At 64.1% G+C, this 21,206-nt stretch carries 22 protein-coding genes and 1 pseudogene; 7 read left to right on the forward strand and 16 right to left on the reverse strand.

What is annotated here, in order from left to right; all coding sequences use genetic code 11:
* Positions 1 to 20 precede the first annotated feature (20 nt).
* The 14 genes from fliP to X733_RS164100 form a co-directional block, all read right to left on the reverse strand.
* Positions 21 to 752: a flagellar type III secretion system pore protein FliP gene (gene fliP / locus X733_RS164165; protein WP_023817295.1), complete on the reverse strand. Its 732-nt coding sequence runs from the start codon at positions 750 to 752 to the stop codon at positions 21 to 23.
* Positions 749 to 1,249, reverse strand: a complete 501-nt coding sequence (locus tag X733_RS164160) for a flagellar basal body-associated FliL family protein (protein ID WP_023683304.1) — start codon at positions 1,247 to 1,249, stop codon at positions 749 to 751. The genes fliP and X733_RS164160 overlap by 4 nt, the downstream gene beginning before the upstream one ends.
* A 17-nt stretch (positions 1,250 to 1,266) precedes the next feature.
* Positions 1,267 to 1,971 carry a flagellar basal body L-ring protein FlgH gene (gene flgH / locus X733_RS164155; RefSeq protein WP_023673654.1) on the reverse strand — a complete coding sequence of 235 codons (705 nt, stop codon included), beginning with the start codon at positions 1,969 to 1,971 and terminating at the stop codon, positions 1,267 to 1,269.
* A complete protein-coding gene (locus tag X733_RS164150) occupies positions 1,968 to 2,549 on the reverse strand; it encodes a MotE family protein (RefSeq protein WP_031192939.1) in 582 nt (193 codons plus the stop codon). Before X733_RS164150 ends, flgH begins: the two co-directional genes overlap by 4 nt.
* A 3-nt stretch (positions 2,550 to 2,552) precedes the next feature.
* Positions 2,553 to 3,794 carry a flagellar basal body P-ring protein FlgI gene (locus X733_RS164145; protein ID WP_023673652.1) on the reverse strand — a complete coding sequence of 414 codons (1,242 nt, stop codon included), beginning with the start codon at positions 3,792 to 3,794 and terminating at the stop codon, positions 2,553 to 2,555.
* Entirely contained in the window at positions 3,791 to 4,318 is a 528-nt protein-coding gene (flgA, locus tag X733_RS164140; protein ID WP_023740991.1) for a flagellar basal body P-ring formation chaperone FlgA, read from the reverse strand. The genes X733_RS164145 and flgA overlap by 4 nt, the downstream gene beginning before the upstream one ends.
* Before the next feature lie 6 nt (positions 4,319 to 4,324).
* Positions 4,325 to 5,113, reverse strand: coding sequence for a flagellar basal-body rod protein FlgG (gene flgG, locus X733_RS164135; RefSeq protein ID WP_023673650.1), 789 nt, complete (start codon positions 5,111 to 5,113; stop codon positions 4,325 to 4,327).
* Positions 5,114 to 5,124: 11 nt separating this feature from the next.
* Positions 5,125 to 5,460 carry a flagellar hook-basal body complex protein FliE gene (locus X733_RS164130; protein WP_023701074.1) on the reverse strand — a complete coding sequence of 112 codons (336 nt, stop codon included), beginning with the start codon at positions 5,458 to 5,460 and terminating at the stop codon, positions 5,125 to 5,127.
* On the reverse strand, positions 5,460 to 5,876 hold the full coding sequence (flgC, locus tag X733_RS164125) for a flagellar basal body rod protein FlgC (protein ID WP_023686341.1): 417 nt from the start codon (positions 5,874 to 5,876) through the stop codon (positions 5,460 to 5,462). The genes X733_RS164130 and flgC overlap by 1 nt, the downstream gene beginning before the upstream one ends.
* Positions 5,877 to 5,878: 2 nt before the next feature.
* Positions 5,879 to 6,259, reverse strand: coding sequence for a flagellar basal body rod protein FlgB (gene flgB, locus X733_RS164120; protein WP_023691724.1), 381 nt, complete (start codon positions 6,257 to 6,259; stop codon positions 5,879 to 5,881).
* A gap of 84 nt (positions 6,260 to 6,343) precedes the next feature.
* Positions 6,344 to 7,210, reverse strand: a complete 867-nt coding sequence (locus X733_RS164115; protein WP_031192940.1) for a hypothetical protein — start codon at positions 7,208 to 7,210, stop codon at positions 6,344 to 6,346.
* Complete coding sequence (gene fliI, locus X733_RS164110) at positions 7,197 to 8,618, reverse strand: flagellar protein export ATPase FliI (protein ID WP_023817296.1); 1,422 nt, start codon at positions 8,616 to 8,618, stop codon at positions 7,197 to 7,199. The genes X733_RS164115 and fliI overlap by 14 nt, the downstream gene beginning before the upstream one ends.
* 4 nt (positions 8,619 to 8,622) lie before the next feature.
* The gene (gene flgF / locus X733_RS164105) at positions 8,623 to 9,348 is read right to left on the reverse strand and encodes a flagellar basal-body rod protein FlgF (protein WP_023671749.1); all 726 of its coding nucleotides are present in this window, start codon (positions 9,346 to 9,348) and stop codon (positions 8,623 to 8,625) included.
* Positions 9,349 to 9,355: 7 nt separating this feature from the next.
* Positions 9,356 to 11,167: a DUF1217 domain-containing protein gene (locus tag X733_RS164100; RefSeq protein ID WP_023817297.1), complete on the reverse strand. Its 1,812-nt coding sequence runs from the start codon at positions 11,165 to 11,167 to the stop codon at positions 9,356 to 9,358.
* Between the two features lie 144 nt (positions 11,168 to 11,311).
* On the opposite strand from X733_RS164100, the gene motA reads away from it, so the two are divergent.
* From motA to X733_RS164070, 6 genes are read left to right on the forward strand one after another with little or no spacing between them, the layout of a single operon-like run.
* Complete coding sequence (motA, locus tag X733_RS164095; protein ID WP_023671751.1) at positions 11,312 to 12,187, forward strand: flagellar motor stator protein MotA; 876 nt, start codon at positions 11,312 to 11,314, stop codon at positions 12,185 to 12,187.
* A gap of 35 nt (positions 12,188 to 12,222) precedes the next feature.
* Positions 12,223 to 13,155 (forward strand): FliM/FliN family flagellar motor switch protein, encoded by a 933-nt coding sequence (locus X733_RS164090; protein WP_023817298.1) that lies wholly within the window; start codon positions 12,223 to 12,225, stop codon positions 13,153 to 13,155.
* A 33-nt stretch (positions 13,156 to 13,188) separates the two neighbouring features.
* On the forward strand, positions 13,189 to 13,578 hold the full coding sequence (gene fliN, locus X733_RS164085) for a flagellar motor switch protein FliN (RefSeq protein ID WP_023671753.1): 390 nt from the start codon (positions 13,189 to 13,191) through the stop codon (positions 13,576 to 13,578).
* A gap of 44 nt (positions 13,579 to 13,622) precedes the next feature.
* Entirely contained in the window at positions 13,623 to 14,639 is a 1,017-nt protein-coding gene (locus tag X733_RS164080) for a flagellar motor switch protein FliG (protein WP_023728370.1), read from the forward strand.
* 13 nt (positions 14,640 to 14,652) lie between these two features.
* Positions 14,653 to 15,735, forward strand: a complete 1,083-nt coding sequence (gene flhB, locus X733_RS164075; protein ID WP_023683475.1) for a flagellar biosynthesis protein FlhB — start codon at positions 14,653 to 14,655, stop codon at positions 15,733 to 15,735.
* Positions 15,732 to 16,169, forward strand: a complete 438-nt coding sequence (locus X733_RS164070) for a hypothetical protein (RefSeq protein WP_023671756.1) — start codon at positions 15,732 to 15,734, stop codon at positions 16,167 to 16,169. The genes flhB and X733_RS164070 overlap by 4 nt, the downstream gene beginning before the upstream one ends.
* 37 nt (positions 16,170 to 16,206) lie before the next feature.
* Here the strand turns inward: X733_RS164070 and X733_RS164065 are convergent, their stop codons facing one another.
* Both X733_RS164065 and X733_RS1000000171390 read right to left on the reverse strand, forming a co-directional pair.
* Complete coding sequence (locus X733_RS164065; protein WP_023686334.1) at positions 16,207 to 16,977, reverse strand: helix-turn-helix transcriptional regulator; 771 nt, start codon at positions 16,975 to 16,977, stop codon at positions 16,207 to 16,209.
* A pseudogene (locus X733_RS1000000171390) lies at positions 16,974 to 17,692 on the reverse strand (LuxR C-terminal-related transcriptional regulator). The gene X733_RS164065 and the pseudogene X733_RS1000000171390 overlap by 4 nt, the downstream one beginning before the upstream one ends.
* 498 nt (positions 17,693 to 18,190) lie before the next feature.
* Here X733_RS1000000171390 and X733_RS164060 point away from each other — a divergent pair.
* A complete protein-coding gene (locus X733_RS164060; RefSeq protein WP_023817299.1) occupies positions 18,191 to 21,172 on the forward strand; it encodes a pitrilysin family protein in 2,982 nt (993 codons plus the stop codon).
* Positions 21,173 to 21,206: the final 34 nt, after the last annotated feature.

The raw sequence follows: 21,206 nt of genomic DNA on the forward strand, positions 1-21,206 counted from the left end.
CGCCAACGGCGCGCGGACGGTCAGGTGAAGGAGCGCACCAGGCTGCCGACAAGCAGGTTCCAGCCGTCGATGAGGACGAAGAACAGGATCTTGAAGGGCAGCGAAACGACGGTCGGCGGCAGCATCATCATGCCCATGGCCATGGTGATGGTGGCGACGATCAGGTCGATGACGAGGAACGGCAGCACGATCAGGAAGCCGATCTCGAAGCCGCGGCGGATTTCGGAGATCATGAAGGCCGGCACCAGGATGCGCAGGTCGACGGTGTCCCTGGCAACGACCTGGCCGCGTTCGCGGGCGAGATCGGCGAACAGGTCGAAGTCCTTGTCGCGGACATTGTGCAGCATGAAGGTGCGGAACGGGTCCGAAATCTTTTCGAACGCCTCGGTCTGGCTGATCTGGTTGTCCATCAGCGGCTTGACGCCGGTGTTCCAGGCCTGGTCGAAGGTCGGCGCCATGACGTAGAAGGTCATGAACAGCGACAGCGAGATCAGGATCAGATTGGCCGGCGTCGACTGCAGGCCGATGCCGGCGCGCAGGATCGAGAAGGCGATGACGAAGCGGGTGAAGCTCGTCACCATGATCAACAGGCCCGGCGCCACCGACAGCACGGTGAGCAGACCGAACATCTGGATGATATAGCCGACGGTGGCGCCGTCGGCCTTGCCGATGCCGCCGAGATCGAGCTGCTGGGCGGCGGCGACAGAGGTGGTGGCGACGACGATCGCGGCGGCGAGGACGAGTTTTCTCATTCGAGCAGCAATGTCCTGATCAGAACCTGTTTGGCATGGCCACCGCTGCGGATTGCGGCGCGCTCCTCGATGTCGGCTTTCAAATGCTGGTAGCCGCTGGCACCTTCGATCTGATGCATCTTCAGGGTGCGGACCATGGCCAGCAGGTCCTGGTGAATGCTTTCGGTGAGTTCGGGCGGCTGCGGCGCATCGTAGATCACTGACGCTTCCAGCCTTATCCAGGTGTCGGCAGGCGAAGCCAGATTGGTGGTGATCGGCGCCAGCTGGACAAGCGTCGGCCCGGTGCCGGGAGCATGTTCGGCCGCCTTGCTCGGTTGCTCGGCATTGGACTGGTTCTCCGGTGCGGCGGGCACAGGCACCGGTCCCCCGACGCCCTTCAGATAGCCGCCGGACATCCAGCCCATGCCGATCGCGGCGCCCGTCACCGCCAGCAGCATCGCAAGCTGGATGACAAGCGACGGGCCCTTTTTTTGCTGAACCTGTTCGACATTTGCCACGGCGCCGTTCTCCAGTCCTAAAAGGGGAGGACTTGGTCGAGGATCTGCTGACCGTAAGCGGGCTGCTGGATTTCGCTGACGCGGCCGCGGCCGCCATAGGAGATGCGCGCCTCGGCGATGCGTTCATAAGAGATGGTGTTTTCAGCGCCGATATCGGATGGACGCACCATGCCGGCGATGGTCAGCACCCTGAGCTCGTAATTGACGCGCACCTCCTGTGAGCCGCGGATCATCAGATTGCCGTTGGGCAGGACTTCGGTGACGACGGCGGCGACGTTGAGCTCGAGGTTCTCCGAGCGCTTGATTTCGCCGTCCGCATTGGTTTCGGTGGTGGAGCTCAGCCCCGCGTCGCCCTTGCCGCTGGTGGTGGCACCTTCCCATCCGAGGTTGACGTCATAGCCGAGCTTGCGCCCGGCGGTGCGGCTGCGGTCGTTCTGGTTCTTGAAGTTGGCCTTGTCGTTGAGCTTGATCCTGACGGTGAGGATGTCGCCGTCGCGCAGCGCGCGTGGGTCGGTGAACAACCGGCTCTGGCGATCATCCCACAGCGAGAATTTCTTCACTGGCGCGGGTGGCGTTTCGGGATAGGAGTAGGGCGCATTGACGCTGCCGGTAATGCCGGTGCCAACCGGCGACAGCGCCGGCTCCCTGCCGATCTCCCTGGGGTCGGAGGCGCAGCCGGCAAGTGAAGCGGTGGCGACCAGGGCGAGTATATGCGACTTCATGACGGGTCTATCCTTCGCGCCGCGCTGGCCATAATGCCGGTGAGCGTGGCTGCCGCCTTCTGGTCCATTTCGTTGAGAATGACGCCGGCCTTGCGCGAATCGAGTTTCATCAGGATGGCGGCGGCGAGATCGGTGTTGACCATGGCCAGGCGCTCGGCCGCGGCATCCGGTTTCATGCCGGCATAGATCTTGACGACGCCATCCTCGGCGCGGGCCAGGAAAACTTCACGCCGCTTCAGCCATTGCTCGTATTCGGCGCGCTTGTCGTCCAGCGCCTTCATGCGCTGGTCGATGCCAGCCTGCAACTGCTTCAACTCTTCGGCCTGCAGCGCGTAACGGCGGTCGCGGGCGGCGTCGGCGATGTTGGAGCAGAAGCGCTGGATCTCGCTTTCATCGGGCACCTTCTCGCGGACCAGCTGCTGCACTGCCGCCGGCTGTTGCCCGCCAGGAAGAACCTGCCGCACCGCTTCTTCCGCGCGAACAGTGCCGCCGGCAAGGACGGTGGCGGCGATGACGCAAGCTGCCAAGGCTGCGCTTCGGCGGTGCTGCTTTTGGGAAAAGAAATCGATCATCGGCATGGCCTATTGGAGAACCAGATCGGCCTGCAAAGCGCCGGCCGACTTGATGCCTTGCAAAATGGCAATGATGCCGTCCGGCTTGACGCCGAGACGGTTGAGGCCCGACACCAGCGTTTCGAGGTTCGGTCCGTCGAGCACATTGACGCGGGCGTCAGGCCGCGTGGCATCGATGGTGGTGAAGGGTTCCTCCGCTGTCACGCCCTTGGAGAACGGTTCCGGCTGGACGATCTTCGGCTGTTCGGTGATGCGCACGGTGAGCGTGCCGTGGCTGATCGCCACCCGCGAGATCTTGACCTCGTTGCCGATGACGATGGTGCCGGTGCGTTCGTCGATGACGACGCGTGCCGGCGTGTCGGTCTCGACCACCAAATTCTCGATCTCGGCGTAGAAGCGCGCCGCCGAAACATTCTTCGGCCGCCTGATCTGCACGGTACGTGCATCGCGCTCCGCCGCCACGCGCATGCCGAAGCGTTGCGAGGTGTAGCCGTTGATGGCGTCGGCGATGCGGACGGCAGTGGAGAAATCGGGGTTGCGCAATTGCAAGGTGAGCAGCGCCTGGTCCTCGAATTCGGCGCGCACAGTGCGCTCGACGATGGCGCCGTTGGGCACGCGGCCGGCCGTCGGCACGCCCTGCGTCAGCTTTTCGGCATCGCCTTGGGCAGTGAAGCCGGAAACGATGACCGAGCCTTGCCCGACAGCATAGATCTCGCCATCGGCCGCCTTCAGTGGCGTCATTATCAGCGTGCCGCCGGCAAGCGATGTGGCGTCGCCCATGGAGGAGACGTCGATGTCGATGCGGGCCCCAGACTGCACGTAAGGCGGCATGTTGGCGGTGACGATGACGGCGGCGACGTTCTTGGCCCGCGCGCTGCCACCTTCGGTGGCAATGCCGAGATTTTCGAGCATGGCGCGGATCGACTGTTCGGTGAAGGGCGAATTGCGCAGGCTGTCGCCCGATCCGGCGAGGCCGATGACGAGGCCGTAGCCGACGAGCTGGTTGTCGCGCGAAGCCTGCAGCTGCGCAATGTCCTTGATGCGCGATGCGACCTGGCCGGGTGGCAGAGAGCTTGGGCCGTTGGAGACCCTGAACATGCGGTTGGTGGTGGCCGGATCGTATTCGGGATCGACAAAGGCGCCGCCATTCTGGCCGGCAAGATCGCGCTTTTGCTTCGGCGTAAGACCGTCGGCCAGCGCCGGCTGCAGGCCGACAACGGCCGCGAGCAGAAGGGCAGCTCCGCGTCTCATGACGCGCTGACCCGGATGGTGCCGTCAGCCATCACCGTGCCGGAAAAGATCTTGCCGCTGTCTGTGTTGCGGACCTTTATCAAATCGCCGGCGGCACCCGGCTGCAGCGACACCGCCGTGGCCGAAATGGTGAGGTCGCCCGCGATGAAATAGACCTGCACGGCGGCACCCTGTTCGACCAGCCAGGCGTCGCGGATGGCGGCGACCGGGATATAGCGGCCGGGCAGCAGCGTGCGCTTGGCGACCTTGCCCTGGAGTTCCATGGCCCGCGTGGCGACCGCATCTGGCCTGTGCTTGCCGGGGAGCAGCGTCACCGGTTTCAGCACGCCGGTGTCGATCATCTCGCCGGGATAAATGACCCGGTTGGGGATCAGAACGATCTCGCCGGTTGCCTGACTGCTCGCGACCTGAGTGGTGGTCTGCTGGTCTGCGCTCTCCTGGGCAAACGCCGGCACACTGCCGGCCACCAGCGCCAGGATCAGCGCGGTGCGGCAAAGCGCGGAGCGGAAGGCCGGAGAGACCATCAAATCTTACCTGATGTTCTTGGACACGACGGAGGCCATGTCGTCGGCGGCCTGGATGACCTTGGAGTTCATCTCATAGGCGCGCTGCGCCGAGATCAGCTCGGTGATTTCCTTGACCGGATCGACGTTGGAGGCCTCGAGATAACCCTGCTCGACCGAGGCGAAGCCGGGATCGCCGGGCACGCCGACATTGGCCGGGCCGGAGGCCGGCGTCTCCTGGAACAGATTGTCGCCGAGCGGCGCGAGGCCTGCTTCATTGGCGAAGTTGGCGAGCTGCAGTTGGCCCAGCAGCTGGAGGTCGGTCTGGCCGTCGATGCGGGCAAAGACCTGGCCGGTCTTGTTGACGACAACTTCGATGGCATCGGTCGGCACGGTGATGGCCGGGATGACATTGGCGCCGTCGACGGTCACCAGCTGGCCGGTGGCGTTGGTGTTGAAGGCGCCGGCGCGGCTGTAGAGCGTGCCGCCGTCGCCGCCCTCGATCTGGAACCAGCCGCGGCCCGTCAGCGCCATGTCGAAACTGTTGCCGGTCGAGGTCAGTTCGCCCTGCGTATGGACGTTGCGCACCGCCGTCGTCTTGACGCCGAGGCCGATCGACACGCCTTCCGGCACAAGCGATGAATTGGAGCGGTTGGGCACGCCCTGCGTGCGGTCGACCTGGTAGAGCAGGTCGGAGAATTCGGCGCGCGCGCGCTTGTAGCCGGTGGTGTTGATGTTGGCGATGTTGTTGGCGATCACTTCCAGATTGGTCTGCTGGGCATTCATGCCGGTCGCTGCGATGGCGAGTGCTTTCACGGCAAGTCTCCTCAGATGCCCATACGGCTGATTTCGAGATAGGCGGAGACGACCTTGTCGCGGATGGCGATCGTGGTCTGCAGGGCCTGCTGGGCGCTCATGACGGCGTCGACGACCTGACGGGTATCGGCGTCGCCCTTGAGCGCCTGGATCGAGACCTGCTCGGCGTTCTGCAAGGTGTTGACGGTCTTTGAAGCAGCCTGGCTCAGCGCTTCGGCGAAGGTGGCGCCGATTTCGCTGCCGGCCATCGGCGCCCTGGTGCCCTGGAACAGGTCGGTCGTGGTATCGGCGCCACCGATCTCCGGCTTGAGGGGAAGCGATCCGATACCGCCAATGCCGCTGATCATTACTGGTTCCTCATCAGGTCGATGGTCATGGAGATCAGATCACGCGCCTGCTTGATGACCTGAAGGTTGGCTTCGTAGGAGCGGTTGGCCTCGCTCATGTCGGCCATCTCGACCAGCACGTTTACATTGGGCATCTTGACGTAGCCCTTGTCGTCGGCGGCCTCGTTGCCGGGCTGGAATTCGACGGGAAAGTCGCTGGGGTCGCGGTCGATGGAGTTGACCTCAACTGTCGTGCCACCCGAGGCACGGTCGAGTTCCGAGACGAAACTGATGGTCTTGCGGCGATAGGGGTCAGCGCCCGGGGTGTTGCCGGTCGACTGCGCGTTGGCGAGATTTTCCGAAACGACGCGCAAACGGTCAGACTGGGCGCTGAGGCCGGACGCGGCGATCTTGAGGGCTGAGGTCAAGGCGTCCATTGTCAGCTCTTCACCGCCATCATCATCATCGAATGGAAGGCCTTGACGATCGCGGTGTTGAGCTCGAAGGAGCGGCGGACCTCGCCGGCCTTCATCAGTTCGTTCTCGACCACCACCGTGTTCTTCGAGGGCATGATGGCGCCGGTCGTCTCTTCTGGCTTGACCGTGAAGCCGGCATTAGTGGCGGCAGTGCCGAGGTGGCCTGCCTGGGTGGCGGTCAGCGACACTGCCGTGCGGTCGAGCACCTTCTCGAACGGCTCGACATCGCCGGCGGTGTAGCCGGGCGTGTTGACGTTGGCGATGTTGCCGGCAATTGCGGACTGGCGCACCGACAGCCATTGCGACTGCTTGGCGGCGAGATCGAAAAGGTTGATGGGCTCCATGGGGATCTCCAGGCTGGTACGTACAAGACTAGGCTGCCAGTCTTGCGCGGACCTTGCGCGGGCCAGGCGTAAGCCGGTGTGCCGCTATTTGGAGAGTTCGATCACCTGGTCGGTGCTGGTGACCATGACCCACTTGCCGCCGCGTTGCTCGATCGACGAGACGACGCTGGAGTCGGGCAGCTTCGAGCCGCGCTGGACAATCCACAGGCCGGCATCGTCCTCGATCATGGCGCGGCCATTGGCGACATGAACCATGCGAAATTTGGGATCCGCCGGGAAGGGCTGCTCGTCGACGCCGGGAGGCCGGGTCTTGTCCTCGGGGTCCTGCAGCGTGCCGGTGGCGAACAGGTCGACATCGGGAACATCGTTTGCCGTCAGCGGCTGACCGCTGTTCTCCATCTGCGAGCCGCCGCTGACCCGCCCTGCATTGGTGCCGCTGCCGCCGAACTTGATCGCCTGCACGCCGAACTGGTCCTGATTGAAGAAGATATACCAGGGAAACAGCGCGCAGATCAGGCCAAGCGTGATGCCGAGCGCGGCAAAGACGATATCGCTGCGGCGGTCGGATTTCTTGTCGAGCCTGGGATATTGCGGCCTTGGCGGCTGCGGCCATTCGGTGACCGGGAACAGCCCGTCGAGAAGCGAGTCACGACTGGTCTCGATCGCTTCTTTGGGGCCGGCGCGAGGGGTCCTTGGCAATTCAGGCTTGACGACGCTGGGCAAGGCAGGCTCGGCCAAGCGAGGCACAGTGGACTCGACTACGCTGGCTACCCTGGGCAAGAATGGCCTGGCGGCCCTGGCCAGAATGGCCTCAGCCTTGGCGGCCTTGTCGAGATCGGCCTTTGCCCTGACAGCTCTCGCTTCGTTGGCCCGGGCTTCCTCGGCGGCACTGGCCTCTGCGATCATCTCGCGCAAAAGCCGCTCGGTGTACTGAAGCTCAGTCTCCTGCATCGACACTTTGCTTGCCTTTCAGATGACGGGCGAGGTCGGAGAATGCGTCGCTCGAGGCGCGATCCCTGGGCGACTGCGTCAGCGCCTCGTAGATCAGCGGCACCTGGCGCACGGCAATATCGAGCTCGGCATCGGCGCCGCCCTGATAGGCACCGAGCAGGCGGATGTCGCGGGTGTCCTCGAAGCGCGAGATCATCGATTTCAGCCTGGTCACCAGCATGCGTTGCTCGGGGCTCCATGCCTTGTCGGCGAGGCGCGAGATCGACGACACCGGATTGACCGGGGGGTAGCGGCCCTGTTCGGCAATGGCGCGGTCGAGCACGACATGGCCGTCGAGGATGCCGCGTACCGAATCGGCGACCGGGTCGTTGTGGTCGTCGCCGTCGACCAGCACCGAGATGATGGCAGTGATTGATCCCTGTCCTTTGATACCGGGGCCTTCAGCGCCCGGGCCAGCGCGTTCGAGCAGCTTGGGCAGATCGGTGAAAACCGAAGCGGGATAGCCGCGGGCGACCGGCGGCTCGCCGGTGCCGGTCGCTACCTCGCGCAGCGCATGGGCAAAGCGGGTAATCGAATCCAGCACCAGCAGCACGCGATGGCCCTGGTCGCGAAAATGTTCGGCAACGCGCATGGCGGTATCCGGCGCGCGCCGGCGCATCATGGCGCTCTCGTCGCTGGTAGCGACGACGGCGACCGTCTTGGCCATGCTCTCTGCGCCGATCGTGTCTTCGAGGAATTCGCGTACCTCGCGGCCGCGCTCGCCGATCAGCGCCACGACCACGGTGTCGAAGGCGTCGGCGCCGGCCAGCATAGCGAGCAGCGTCGACTTGCCGACGCCGGAACCGGCAAAGACGCCGAGGCGCTGGCCGAGGCAGAGCGGCGTGAAGATGTCGATGACCTTGACCCCGGTCGTGAAGGCGGTGCCGACGCGCTGCCGCGCCATCGCGCCGGGCGTTGTGCCGTCGCCGCTCGCAGCCTCGCCGATCCTGATCAGCGGCGGGCCGCCGTCGATGACGCGGGTCAGCGCGTCGATGGCGCGCCCGCGCCACGAGGCATGCGGCGTTACCGTCAGCGGGCCGCGGCGAAACACGGCGTCGCCGATGCCGGCGTCGGCGCTGCGTTCGAAAGGGGCGATGACGACTTCGTCGCGGCCGATCCTGACGATCTCGCCGCGGCGCGTGCCGGCATTGCCGCGCTGTTCGACGAGGTCGCCAAGCCTGGCGACTTCAGACAGGCCGCGCACCTTGTAATGCGTTGGCGAAACCTCCGAAACACGGCCGCCGCGCCGCAGCAACGTCTCGGTGTCATCGAAGCGGCGCCAGATCCGCTCCAGCGCAGCCAGCCGGTTTTCCGGTGCTGTCTCCGGTTGCCGTTCAAGCGCGCGTATCGATGATTTGCTGCTCGACATGCTGCTACGACTTGGAGCCGAGCGTCTTGATGGCGTCGTCGGTCGAGGCATCGGTCTGGCGCATCAGCGCCGCCGTGTTCTCGAAGGCGCGCTGGACCATGATCAGGCGCGTCATCTCCAGCACCGGATTGACGTTGGATTCCTCGACATAGCCCTGCGCGACGCCGAGATCGGAACGGTCGGTGACCGGCTCCGGCGCACGCGCGGGCACGATGCCAGAATTGCCGTAGCGGACGAAATTCGGGCCGGGATCGAAATTGAACAGGCCGATGGCGCCGACGAGCTTGTCGCCCTGGCGCAGCGAGCCGTCGGCGCCCGCCTTGGGTGGGCCGTCGCGCGGGTCGAGCTGGATCGGCGCACCGCCGGCGTCGAGCACCGGATGGCCTTCGAGCGACATCAACTCGCCGTTCTCGTTCATCGAAAAGCGTCCGTCGCGGGTCATCACGGTGCCGGCCGGGGTGTCGATGCCGAACCAGGCATCGCCCTGGACGGCGAAGTCGAACGGGTTGCCGGTCTGCGTCATCGCGCCATGCGCGCCGGACAAATAGGTCTTGCCGGAGGAGGCGAAGGACACCGATTTGGGGCCGCTGCCGGAGACGACATCCTCGAACTTCACGCCGGTGGCGCGAAAGCCGATGGTCGAGGCGTTGGCGACATTATCGGCGATGGTGTCGAGACGGCGCTCAAGCGCGATCTGCGAGGAAAGGGCGACGTAAAGGCTGTCCTGCATGGTGTTCTCAGAATCTCAGTTTCTGCATGGCCATCATCAGATCGGTCGAGATGCCGACGGTGGTCGGCTGCGCAAACAGCACACCGATCGATGTCTGGGCGGTCGAGGTCGGATGATTGATTTCCCAAAGGCTGGTGAAGCGGGTGAGGAATTTCTCGAGCTTGGCCGGGTCGGTGAAATCGGTGAGGTCGAGCTTTGCCTCGAAGGCCTGCGCCTGCTTGTCGATATCTGCGGCAGCGAAGGAATCGGGCAGGCCGATGGCGGTGCGTACCACGCTGGCCAGGGCCGTGTCGGCCAGCACGTCATACCAGTTGGTGATGGTCGAGGCCTTGCGCTCGAAATAGAGCGCCAACCGCACGCCCTCATTGGTCTTGCCGGCGTCTTCTTCCAGGGTCTGGCGCATGTATTTGTCGACCACCGGCTGCTGCGACGGGCTGCGGGTCGTTGCCGCTTCGCCGTAGGCCTCGAAATTCAACGAGGTGGCGAGCCTGGCATAGGCCTTGTTGGAGAGCTTGTTGGCGACACTGGCGGGATCGCGGACACCGCCCTCAAGGACATCACGGACGAGATCCTTGTTGGTGGTCGCCGGATCGAGCCCGCTTGCGGACAGAGCATAGTTATAAAGGCGGCTGTCGGCCATCAGGTCGTCGACCGATTTCACCTTGGTGATGTTGGCGAGGTAGTAGCTGGTCTCGGCCTGGACGGCGTCCGCATTCGGCTTGATGAGGCCAAGACTGGACTCGGTCGTGTAGAGCTTCGGCGTGGTCTTCAGCACCGCGTCGCGCGTGGTCGTCTGATCGCCATACTGGGCAAAATCAAAGGCGCTGACGAAGTTGGCGTAGCTCTTGTCGGTCAACAGGTTGGCGGGACTCAACGGATCGGTGACGCCGCCATTGACCATGGTGCGGATCTGCTTCGTCGTCTGGGTCGATGCATCAAGCCCATAGGCAGCCATGGCGAAGGTCAGCAGGCGCTTGTCCTTCAGCAGGTCTTCGATGGACTTCACCTTGGAGATGTTGGCTGCGTAGTAGTCGGCCTCGCCCTTGATGTATTGCGCGGTCGGCTTGACGAGCAACAGTCCGGTTCCGCCGATCACAGCCTTCGGCACCGCCTGCTGGACGGCGTCGCGCGCCGTAGCCTGGTCGCCATATTGGGCAAAGTCGAAAGCCGCGACGAAAGCCGCATAGCCCTTGTTTGTCGACGTGTTTGCGGGGCTGTTCGGGTCGGTGACGCCGCCTTCCAGCATGGCCCGCACGGTCGCAGCCGGCTCGGCGTCGGCGTCCAGGCCGAACGCGGCCATCGCATAGGTGAGCAGGCGATCGTTGCCCATCAGGTCGTCGATCGATTTTACGTTGGAAATGTTGCTCAGGTAGTACGAGGTTTCGCCCTTGTAGTAGGTGAAGCCGTTCTGCGAAGGGCCGACCGAGACCTGGAGACCATAATTGTTGGTCACGCCCTGCTGTGCCGAATTGTAGCTCGTGGCATTAGCGCCAAGTGCGGCGAAATTGAAGGCCGACACGAACTCGGCATAACGCTTGTCGCTCAGTTTGTTGGCGAAGCTGTCGGAATCCGACACCCCTTCCTTCAGGGCTTTGACCATGAAGGCCTTGGCGTAAGCCATGTCGCCGAGACCGAAGGCTTTCATGGCATATTTGAACAGCCGGTCCTTCTTGACGAAATCGTCGATCGATTTCACGCTGCCGATGTTCGCGAGATAGTAGTCGGTGTCGCGCTTGGTGATCGGCTCCGCCTCGATGCGGTCGATCGCCTTGGGGATGTCCCTGGCTATGAGCTGGTAGCTGGTAAAAGTGCTCAACACGACATGCCTCCGGTCGCAGCTTCAAAAGCAAGACTATGCGGACTTGCTTGCGCGAGGCTGAATCGCCTCACCTTGCATGATTCAAGCCTCACACAAGGCACGGGGGCTATCGGTTAGGCCTGACGTGATGCGGAAGGATCTGGCGTGGGCATTCTGATCGGACTTGTGGTGACGCTCGGCTGTGTTCTCGGCGGCTTCATGGCGATGGGCGGCCATCTGCATGTGCTGATGCAGCCTTGGGAAGCGGTGGTCATCTGTGGCGCCGCACTTGGAACCTTTCTCGTCGCCAACCCGATGAAGACGGTCAAGGACACCGGCAGGGGTATCCTCGAAGCGTTCAAGCAGGCGGTGCCGAAAGAGCGCGACTATCTGGAGACGCTGGGCGTGCTGCACAGCCTGATGCGCGAACTGCGCTCGAAGTCGCGCAGCGAGGTCGAGGCGCACATCGACAATCCGGAGGAGTCGGCGATCTTCCAGGCGTTCCCGACCGTGCTCAAGAACCACGACCTGACGAATTTCATCTGCGACTACTGCCGCATCATCATCATCGGCAATGCCCGCTCGCATGAGATCGAGGCGCTGATGGACGAGGAAATCCAGACCATCAAGTCCGACAAGATGAAGGCCTACCACGCGCTGGTGGCGGTGGGTGACGGTCTGCCGGCGCTCGGCATCGTCGCCGCCGTGCTCGGCGTGGTCAAGGCGATGGGCGCGCTCGACCAGTCGCCCGAAATCCTCGGCGGCCTGATCGGCGCCGCCCTTGTCGGAACCTTCCTCGGCATCTTCCTGTCTTATGCGGTGGTCGGACCGGTTGCCACCAAGATCAAGACGGTGCGCGAGAAGAAGAATCGCCTCTATATCATCGTCAAGCAGACGCTGCTTGCCTATATGAACGGCGCTCTGCCGCAGGTGGCGATCGAGTTCGGCCGCAAGACCATCTCGTCCTATGAGCGGCCGACGATCGACGCCGTCGAGCAAAGCACGATGAACACAGCTTCCGCCGAGAAGAAAGCGGCTTGAGCCATGCATGACGACAGACAGGACCGCACGCCGTCATGACAAGTCCTGGCAGCCCCTCGCAAGCCCGCTCGCTGATCATTGAGCGTCTGGTCGGTGACAGCGGTGAGGCCGCTCATGTCATCGGCACCGGGCGCTCGATGGGCGAGCGCGCGCTGCCGCTGCTGCAGAAGAGCCTGGCCGGCGAACTCGGCGCACCGGTCACCGTCGACCTGCGCGCGGTCGAGATCAGCCGTGTTCCCGATGCCCGCACGAATGCCGGCGATGCCTTTGCCATGGCCATCATAGCATCGCCGACGTCTTCGGATGCGATGACGCTGGTGGCAGATGCGCCGGCCATCGCCGTGATGGTGTGCGCGCTGTTCGGCGGCGATCCGGATCAGCCGGTTTCGCCGATCGAGCGCGCTCTGTCGCAGATCGAGACCGATGTTGCGACCACGGTCTTCCAGGAAGTTGCGCAGGCGTTGAACGGATCGGGCCGGCGCTCGCTCGAGCTGCGGCTGCCGGTGCCGCGGGCGCTTTCGGGCAGCGAAGCCAAGCGCCGCGTGCTGCGCGATGGCGCGGCGGTGCGCATCGTCTTCGGCATCTCGACGCCGACCGACAGCGGAACGGTCACGGTGATGATCCCGCAGCGCATCCTGCTGGCCACACGCGGTATCGCCGATGTCCACGACAGCGAAGGCACGACCTCCGACTGGCGGGCACGTTTTTCCGAAGAGGTCATGCGCTCGACGGTGACGCTCGAAGCGACCATGCCGCTGGCCCGCCTGACGCTCGGCGATCTCGCCGGTTTCGAGCCGGGCCAGATCATCGAGTTCGAGGAAACCGCGCAGTCGCACGCCAAGCTGAGCGCGCGCGACAAGACGCTGTTTGTCTGCGAGTTCGGCAAACTCGGGCAGAACTACACCGTCCGGATTAGGCATCCTTACGATGCCGGTCAGGATTTTATCGATGGGCTCATGCCGGGCTGACGCCGGGCAAGCTCAAGCATTTGGAGACGACTTATGGCCAAGACCAAGGTGGAAGCCAACATCGACCAGCCGGACGAGCAGCTCGACCGCGCCATCGAGGAATTGCGCGGCGTCCTCCAGGAGGAGGAAAAGCGCCCCGACGCCGCCTTGCGGGCTGCCACGTCCGGCGCCAATTCGAACATCATCATGAGCATCCCGGTCGATGTGCAGATCATCCTCGGCAGTACGGAAATGCCGGTGTCGGACCTGATGGCGCTGCAGAAGGGCTCGACGGTGGCGCTCAACCGGCGCATCGGCGAACCGGTCGATGTCGTGGTCAACGGCCGCAAGATCGCGCGCGGCGAAATCACCGTGCTGGAAAGCGATCCGTCGCGCTTTGGCATCAGGTTGACCGAAATCATCGCTGCCGCCAAGAGCGCCTGAGGATTAGACGACATGCGGTCTCAGCAGCGATCGGAGCTTATGCCATGACGACGCCGGTGACGCTCACGCGCCCGCAAAAGGCCGCCGCCATCCTGGTGGCGATGGGCAAGCCTTCGGCCAGCCGGCTGCTGAAATTCTTCAAGCAAGAAGAACTGAAGGCACTGATCGAAGGGGCGCGGCTGCTGCGCACCATTCCGCAAAGCGACCTCGAACGCATCGTTGCCGAATTCGAGGCCGAGTTCACCGAAGGTGCGGGCCTGCTCGATTCCGCCGACCGGATGGACACGATTCTCAATGAATCGCTGTCGCCCGAAGAGATGAGCGCCATCATGGGCGACAAGCGCTTCGAGGTTGCGCCGGAAGGACCACCGCCGATCTGGCCGGAGCTGGAAAAGCTCGAGCCGACGCGTCTGGGCACGTTCCTTGCCGCCGAGCATCCCCAGACCGCGGCCATGGTGCTGTCGAAGCTTGCACCGCAGGCCGCCGCCAACATTCTGCTGACGATGGAAAAGCCGATGCGCAGCCAGATCATCAAGCGCATGGTGACGATGGCGACCATTCCGGACGCGGCGACCAGGATCATCGAGAACCAGCTGCGCGCCAGCGTGCTGGCGCAGACAGCGACCAAGGACATCTCGGCGGGACAGGCGCGCGTCGCCAGTATGCTCAACGAGATGGACAAGCCTCAGTTGGAAGAGGTCATGCAGGATCTGGAAGAGGCCGGCACGCCGGACCTCGGCGGTGTCCGCTCCAGGTTGTTTGCCTTCGACGATCTGCCGCTTTTGACGCAGAAGGCGCGGGTGCTTCTGTTCGACGGGCTGTCGACCGAACTGATTACGCTGGCGCTGCGCGGTGCACCACCCGCATTGACGGAATCGGCGCTCTCGGCGATCGGCGCACGGTCGCGGCGCATGATCGAGTCCGAGCTCGGACAGGGCTCGGAAGGCATTCAGCTTGCCGACATCATGACGGCGCGCAAGAACATCGCGGTGGCGACAATCCGGCTTTCGCGCGAGGGGGCTTTCGAACTGCCCTCATCGCAGCAGAGCGAAGCGGCTTAACGCCGAGCGCTGAATGGCTGAAGCGGCGGACAAAGACTCCAAAACCGAAGACGCGACCGAAAAGAAGATCCGCGACACCGTCGAACAGGGCAAGCTGCCCCATTCGCGAGAGGCCGCACTTCTGGCGTCCTTCATCGCCATACTGGTGTTCACCGTCTTCTACGCCAAGGACGCGGTCGTTGATCTCGGCATGTTCCTGTCGATGTTCCTGGAAAAGCCCGAGGCGTGGCCGATGGACACCGAGACCGACGTCATCGCGCTCTACAAGACCGTGATGATGGAAATAGGCAACGCCGTCGTCAGCCTGCTGGTGCTGCTGGTGGTGGCCGGCATCGGCGCCTCGGTGCTGCAGAACATGCCGCAAGTCGTCGGCGAGCGGATCCGGCCGCAACTGTCGCGCATCTCGATAGCTAAGGGCTGGACCAGGATGTTCGGTATTCAGGGCTGGGTAGAATTCCTGAAATCGCTGGGCAAGCTCGGCTTCGCCAGTATCGTGCTCTACTTCACGCTGTCGCAGGACTACCGCCAGCTCCTGGCCGGCATGATCACCAACCCCGTCGCTTTCGGCCTCGTCATCAAAAGCATCACCGTCGACATATTGGTGGCGATCGTCTTCGTCATGGGGCTGATCGCGGCGGTCGACGTCGTCTGGTCGCGCTTCCATTGGAAGCAGGATCTGCGGATGACCAAGCAGGAGGTCAAGGACGAGTTCAAACAGTCCGAGGGCGACCCGATCATCAAGTCGCGGCTGCGCTCGCTGGCGCGTGACCGGGCGCGCAAGCGGATGATGACGGCGGTGCCGCGCGCGACGCTGATCATCGCCAATCCGACGCACTTTTCCATCGCGCTCAGATATGTCCGCGACGAGGATTCAGCACCCATGGTGCTGGCCAAGGGCCAGGACCTTGTGGCGCTCAAGATTCGCGAGATTGCCAAGGAGCACAACATCCCGATCTTCGAGGACGTGGCGCTCGCCCGCTCCATGTACAAGCAAGTTTCGGTTGATAGCGTGATCCCGTCGCAATTCTACCAGGCCGTCGCCGAACTGGTGCGGATCGTCTACTCCAAAAAGGCTGAGCGGAGACAAATTTCATGAACCGCCAACCGCACGCAAAATCCCGCGAACTCATCGTCGCCAAGGCCATCGAGCAGGTGGTCGACGAGTTGCGGCTGATCGATGTCGCCGACTACATCGCTTTCATCCGGCTCGAGCATTTCGCTTGCCTGTCGGATCTGGTGGATTCGGCGGTGGAGCTGTTCTTCCTGCCGGGCACGCTCAGGCTCGGCCATGGCGGAGAGGCACATGTCGACTGGAGCGGCAGCCCGCGCATCGTGCTTGATCTCGAGCTTCGGCCGCCGGGCGTCACCGTCTATTTCCAGCTGACGCTGAGCGAGGAGAGGTCTTCGGTCGCGGTCAACTATGTGTCGTTCGAGAAGCCCGGCGAAGACCCCGAGCACAACACCGCCTTGCTGGAGACGGTCATCGAAGAGGCGCGCATTCGCCGGACCGAGCCGCTCGCCTATCGCTGATCTTTTGTCTTATCCCAATGGCCGGACGCGGCTTTGATCACTCGATCAGACCCAGGCGCAGCGCCTTGGCCACCGCCTGGTTGCGGTTGACCGCGTTGAGCTTCTGCGTCGACTGGGTGAGATACTGGTTGGCGGTGTGGACCGACAGCTTCAGCAGCCTGGCGATCTCTTCGCTGGTGTTGCCGTTGGCGGTCAGCTTCAGGCACTCCAGTTCACGCTTGGAGATCGACCGCATCCGGCCGGCATCGTTCGGACGAATGCGGGCGACGGCGGCGAACAGCGAAAAACAGCGGGCGTGGATTTCGTAGAGCGTGTCCTCCGGCAGAGCGATCGTCGAGCCGAGGAACACCACCAGCCCGCAATGGCCGCGATCGGCATGGACGGGAAAGGCAATGCCGTTGGTGCCCGGCGCCAGCGGCGCCGTCCGCTCCGCCCAGGCGAGGTTCTGGAAGACGGCGTCCGAGCCGGCGATGCCGTCATCGGCCCACCAGCGCGGCGCTGTCGAGGCGCCGCTGTGGCGCACCATCTCCTCGCCATTGGCGCCGGCGATGAACTTGGTTGTCACCGCAGTGGCTGGATAGTCGGAATCGAAGCTCGGCACCAGGCGCGCCCGTTCCGGCGAGGGGCTGACGAAATAGAGGCCAAACGCCGACGCGTTGATGTCGACGGCGATCCAGCGGCAGCGGCGCACCGCGTCCGGGATGGTAACGGCATGGTGCGTCTCGGAACCGATGGAGAAGGCGCCGAACGGATTGCGCTGCTCGTTGAAAAGGGCTTCGGCCGCCGCCTTGATGTCAGCGTGTTTCAAATGATGCCGCTCCTGATCGCCGTGGCGATGGCCATCGCGCGGTTCGAGGCCGCGAATTTCTGGATGGCGTGGGTGATGTAGCTGTTGACGGTGTTGGACGAGACCCCGAGGATCACCGCGACCTCATCGGTGGTCTTGCCTNCTTGCCTTCAGACACCCAGAACAGGCATTCGCGCTCACGGTCGGACAGCGGGTCCTGCATGGCGGCGGCGGCGATCAATTGCGGGATAGCGGACAGCGCGTAGCAGCACTTCAACTGAGCCTTCATCAGCGCCGGCTGGTCGATACTGCCGGCCTCGGCCGCCGAGAAAAGCGCAAACAGCCGCTGGCGACCGACATTGAGCCGCAGTGAATAGACTTCGGCATGGCCAAGCACGTCGAGCAGGCGCGCCTCTTCGCCGGTGAGCAGTCCGCCGGCGTCGGGCGCCGCGGCGGCGACCAGTGGCCTCGGGCGGATGCCAGGTGCAACGGTCAGCGGTCCCTGGGCAAGGCCGGCGATCAGCCGCTTGCCGATCAGTTCAATGGCGTCGAAGATCCAGTTGGATGAGACGATGCGGGCGTCGTTGCGATCCTGGTCGTGGACGATGGCGACGAGCATGTAGCTGTCGGCGCCGATCTCGGCGGCAAGCTGCATGAAAAAGGAGGTGAGATCGCCGCGCGATTCGAGGCGCGAGCCTAACGTATCGGATTGGAGAAGCGCGGCGGAACTGCTCATTGGATGCTTTGGTTGTATGTCATGGCCGGAGTCTTTTCTTGAGCCCGGACGCTGGGGTTAGCAGCGGCCGAACTTGAAGACGCATCACGTTTACGAAGCACTCACACGGCGCGGCGGTCGCGCTGATCGCCGAATCCATTCAGGGAACGCGAAGCCGTCCGCGTCTGGTGCCGGTCATTGGCCGGAACTTGAGACTTTGGGTGGTCGCCGCGCCCCCCAAGGACCGGCTGATTCGGGTCTAATCTACCCGCAGATGAATCCGACATCAAACGCGATTTGACAAAATCAATATTATTGGACTCAAGCGACTCAGGGGCGGCTTTCGCGGCCTTTTCCGCCGCAAAAGGCCTGAAACGCCGACACGAAAAAGCCAGAGGGTGTTGCGATACTGCCGTATCAAGGGCCGATCGATTCCGATAGGGTCTCGGCAGCCGGCAGGGGTGGGCATCCCTTCGGTCATACGGCGGCGCTTGCTCGCGGCCATCAGCATCGGGGGTCATGATGAAGCAGGTTTTCCTGGCGTTCACGGTGGTGCTTGCGGTTCTTGCCGGCATGGCAGCGCCCGCCAAGGCTGAGCCGACCGTTACCTATGCGCTCGACAACGGGCTGCAGGTGGTGCTGGTGCCCGACCATCGCGTGCCGAAGGTGGTGATGAACCTGCGCTACCGCGTCGGGTCGATGAATGAACCCGCGGGACGCTCGGGCTTTGCGCATCTGTTCGAACATCTGATGTTTTCCGGCACGCCGGCCTGGCCGAACGTGTTCGGCGCGCACGCCGCGCTCGGCAACGAGATCAATGCCTGGACCACCNCCGGCACGCCGGCCTGGCCGAACGTGTTCGGCGCGCACGCCGCGCTCGGCAACGAGATCAATGCCTGGACCACCGAGGACGGCACGGTTTATTATGTCGACGGGCTGTCGTCGTCACTGCCGATGATCTTGTCGCTTGAGGCAGACCGCATGGCCAATCTCGGCCGCTCGGTGACTCAGGCCAAGCTCGATCTGCAGCGCTCGGTGGTCAAGAACGAGATGCGCCAGAACGTGCTCGACAAGGCCGGCGCATCCGGCTGGGAAGCTTTCTGGTCCGGGCTGTTCCCGAAGCCGCATCCCTATAGCCGCATGGTTATCGGCTCGGTCGCCGATCTCGATGCGGCGACGCTCGACGATGTCAGGGGTTTCTTCAACAGCTACTATCTGCCCAACAATGCGGTGCTGGTGCTGGTCGGCGACTTGGAGATCGACGACACCAAGGCGCTGATTGCCGACACGTTCGGCCGCGTGGCGCGCGGCGCCGATGTGGCGCGGCCCGCCGTGCCGGCACCGACGCAGGCCCGGCTCAAGCTGGTGCTCGAGGATCGTGTGCCAAGCCCCATCGTCGTGGTCGGCTTCAGTGGCCCGGTGGCGCAGTCGCCCGACAATGGTGCGCTCAGCATTGCCGCCGAACTGCTCGGCAACGGCGAATATGGTTTTTTGCGCAACCGGCTGGTTTCGCAGTTGGGCATTGCCACCTATGCCAGCGCGAGCTGGACCGGCGGTCTGCTCGGTGGCCGCTTTACCTTCGAGGCGGGTGCCGCCGAAGGTGTGGCGCCGGAAGCGCTGGAAAGCGCGATGAAAACGGCGTTGGCGGATTTCCTGAAGACCCCGCTCGATCCGGTCGATGTCGAGCGTGCGCGCACCGGCATCTTGCAGGCAGCGCGGCTCGGCAGCGAAGCACTGAAGGATCGCGCCGGCGTCGTCTCCTACAATGCCGACGTGCTCGGCGATGCGCAGAGCGCGCTGGTCGACGACCCGCGGGTGAAGAACGCCAGCGTGGCGGATGTCGAGGCAACGATGAAGCGGCTGTTGAAACCGGAAGATGCCAGCGTGCTGATGCTGAAGCCCGGCCCGCGCGGCGGCTATCCCGATGCACTGATCGGCTCGTCCGGCACACCGCAGCCGTTCACCGCGCCGGAGCGACCGGCGATCGACATTCCGAAGCATGCGGCCGGGCAAGCGCCTTCGGCAACACTGCCCGCCATGGAAACGGCGACGCTCTCGAATGGCATCAAACTCGTCCACTACACAATGCCGGAAGCGCCGATGGTGTATGTCGCGGCCAGTGCCGCCGGCGGCTGGAACAGCGTGCCGGAAGGCAAGGAGGGATTGCTGGAGCTTGCAGCAAGCATGGCGACACGCGGGGCCGCCGATCGCGGCTCGGCTGATTTCGCCAAGGTGGCCAGCGACATCGGCGCCGGCGTCGGCCACCAGGCCGGAACGCTGACCACGATGATGACGCTTGGCGTGCCGCCGGAAAAGCTCGACCAGGGTATTGGCCTGCTCGCCGACGCGGTGCTGAAGCCTCGTTTCGACAAGACCGAATGGACGGTGCTGATGGCGCAGACAGTCGACTGGCTAAACGGCCGCGAGGCGGATCTGCCCGGCGTTGCCGGCCGCATGGCAAAGGCGACGCTGATCCCGCAGGTGCCGGGCAAGGCAGCGGTGGACTGGTCGGCAAAGGCGCTGGCCTCGATCTCGCTCGACGAGGCGAGGGACGCATTCAAGGCGGAGTTCACGCCGAAGGCGGTGACCTTCTACAGCGTCGGCCCGATGCCGGTCGCGACCGTCGCCGCCAGCCTTGAAAAAGCATTCGGCGCGTGGACAAGCGGCACCGCCGGCTATGCCGTCGAGCCGTCGCCGGCGGCGCATTTCAACGGGGGACAGAAAGTGCTGCTGGTGCCCGAACCCGGCGCCAGCCAGTCGGCGCTGTTCGTGGCGCGGCCGGCGCCCGGCACCGACGAGAGCGAGCGCGCCGAATCGACCGCGGTCTCCAACCTGCTTGGCGCCGATTTCTCCAGCCGGCTGAATTCGGTGATCCGCGAGGAGAAGGGCTACTCCTATGGCGTGTCGAGCTATCTGATGAGCCCGATGAAGGCCGGCTCGGGATTGGTCGTGGCAACCACCGTCGAGCGCGCCAACACCGGGCCGGCGATTACCGAAATCCTGAAAGGATTTGCCGGCCTGACCACCTTGCCGGTGGCGCAGGACGAGGTCGACCGCACAGTGACTGTCTATCGCCGGGCGCTGGCTGGATCGACCGAGACGTCGGCTGGTCTGTTCTCCTCGCTGATTGGCGCGGTCGGCAGCGGATCGACGCTGGAGGACCAGCAAACCCGCATGGCGGCGCGCACAAAGCTGACGCTCGATGCGGTTCAGAAACAGGCGCTGGCCCTGGCGTCGCTCGATCCGTCGCTGATCGTGGTGGCGGGCGACCCCGATCTGGTGATGCCGCAGCTTGCCGCTCTCGGTTTCAAGGACGTCGAGATCGTCAAGCGTGACGAGGCTGGTGAAGAGACGGCGATGCGGGCGCTCGATCTTCTCGGGGGCAATCGCCAGGCGCCGCTCTCCGCATCGCCATGGCGGGTCGGCGATGGCGGCACGACACGGGCGGTGCATTCCTGTACAGGCGATAGGGACTGCGGCGCGCAGATCCACGCCGATTGACGGGCTAAACGCGCAGCCGCCGGCCGCGTTGTAA

Source organism: Mesorhizobium sp. L2C066B000 (assembly GCF_000502335.1).
GTDB lineage: Bacteria > Pseudomonadota > Alphaproteobacteria > Rhizobiales > Rhizobiaceae > Mesorhizobium.

Bases quoted from the DNA above. Each gene is read 5' to 3' on its own strand.
- fliP (WP_023817295.1), bottom strand. From the start codon at position 752: ATGAGAAAACTCGTCCTCGCCGCCGCGATCGTCGTCGCCACCACCTCT.
- flgH (WP_023673654.1), bottom strand. From the start codon at position 1,971: ATGAAGTCGCATATACTCGCCCTGGTCGCCACCGCTTCACTTGCCGGC.
- X733_RS164150 (WP_031192939.1), bottom strand. From the start codon at position 2,549: ATGCCGATGATCGATTTCTTTTCCCAAAAGCAGCACCGCCGAAGCGCA.
- X733_RS164145 (WP_023673652.1), bottom strand. From the start codon at position 3,794: ATGAGACGCGGAGCTGCCCTTCTGCTCGCGGCCGTTGTCGGCCTGCAG.
- flgA (WP_023740991.1), bottom strand. From the start codon at position 4,318: ATGGTCTCTCCGGCCTTCCGCTCCGCGCTTTGCCGCACCGCGCTGATC.
- X733_RS164130 (WP_023701074.1), bottom strand. From the start codon at position 5,460: ATGATCAGCGGCATTGGCGGTATCGGATCGCTTCCCCTCAAGCCGGAG.
- flgC (WP_023686341.1), bottom strand. From the start codon at position 5,876: ATGGACGCCTTGACCTCAGCCCTCAAGATCGCCGCGTCCGGCCTCAGC.
- flgB (WP_023691724.1), bottom strand. From the start codon at position 6,259: ATGGAGCCCATCAACCTTTTCGATCTCGCCGCCAAGCAGTCGCAATGG.
- X733_RS164115 (WP_031192940.1), bottom strand. From the start codon at position 7,210: ATGCAGGAGACTGAGCTTCAGTACACCGAGCGGCTTTTGCGCGAGATG.
- fliI (WP_023817296.1), bottom strand. From the start codon at position 8,618: ATGTCGAGCAGCAAATCATCGATACGCGCGCTTGAACGGCAACCGGAG.
- flgF (WP_023671749.1), bottom strand. From the start codon at position 9,348: ATGCAGGACAGCCTTTACGTCGCCCTTTCCTCGCAGATCGCGCTTGAG.
- X733_RS164090 (WP_023817298.1), top strand. From the start codon at position 12,223: ATGACAAGTCCTGGCAGCCCCTCGCAAGCCCGCTCGCTGATCATTGAG.
- fliN (WP_023671753.1), top strand. From the start codon at position 13,189: ATGGCCAAGACCAAGGTGGAAGCCAACATCGACCAGCCGGACGAGCAG.
- X733_RS164080 (WP_023728370.1), top strand. From the start codon at position 13,623: ATGACGACGCCGGTGACGCTCACGCGCCCGCAAAAGGCCGCCGCCATC.
- flhB (WP_023683475.1), top strand. From the start codon at position 14,653: ATGGCTGAAGCGGCGGACAAAGACTCCAAAACCGAAGACGCGACCGAA.
- X733_RS164070 (WP_023671756.1), top strand. From the start codon at position 15,732: ATGAACCGCCAACCGCACGCAAAATCCCGCGAACTCATCGTCGCCAAG.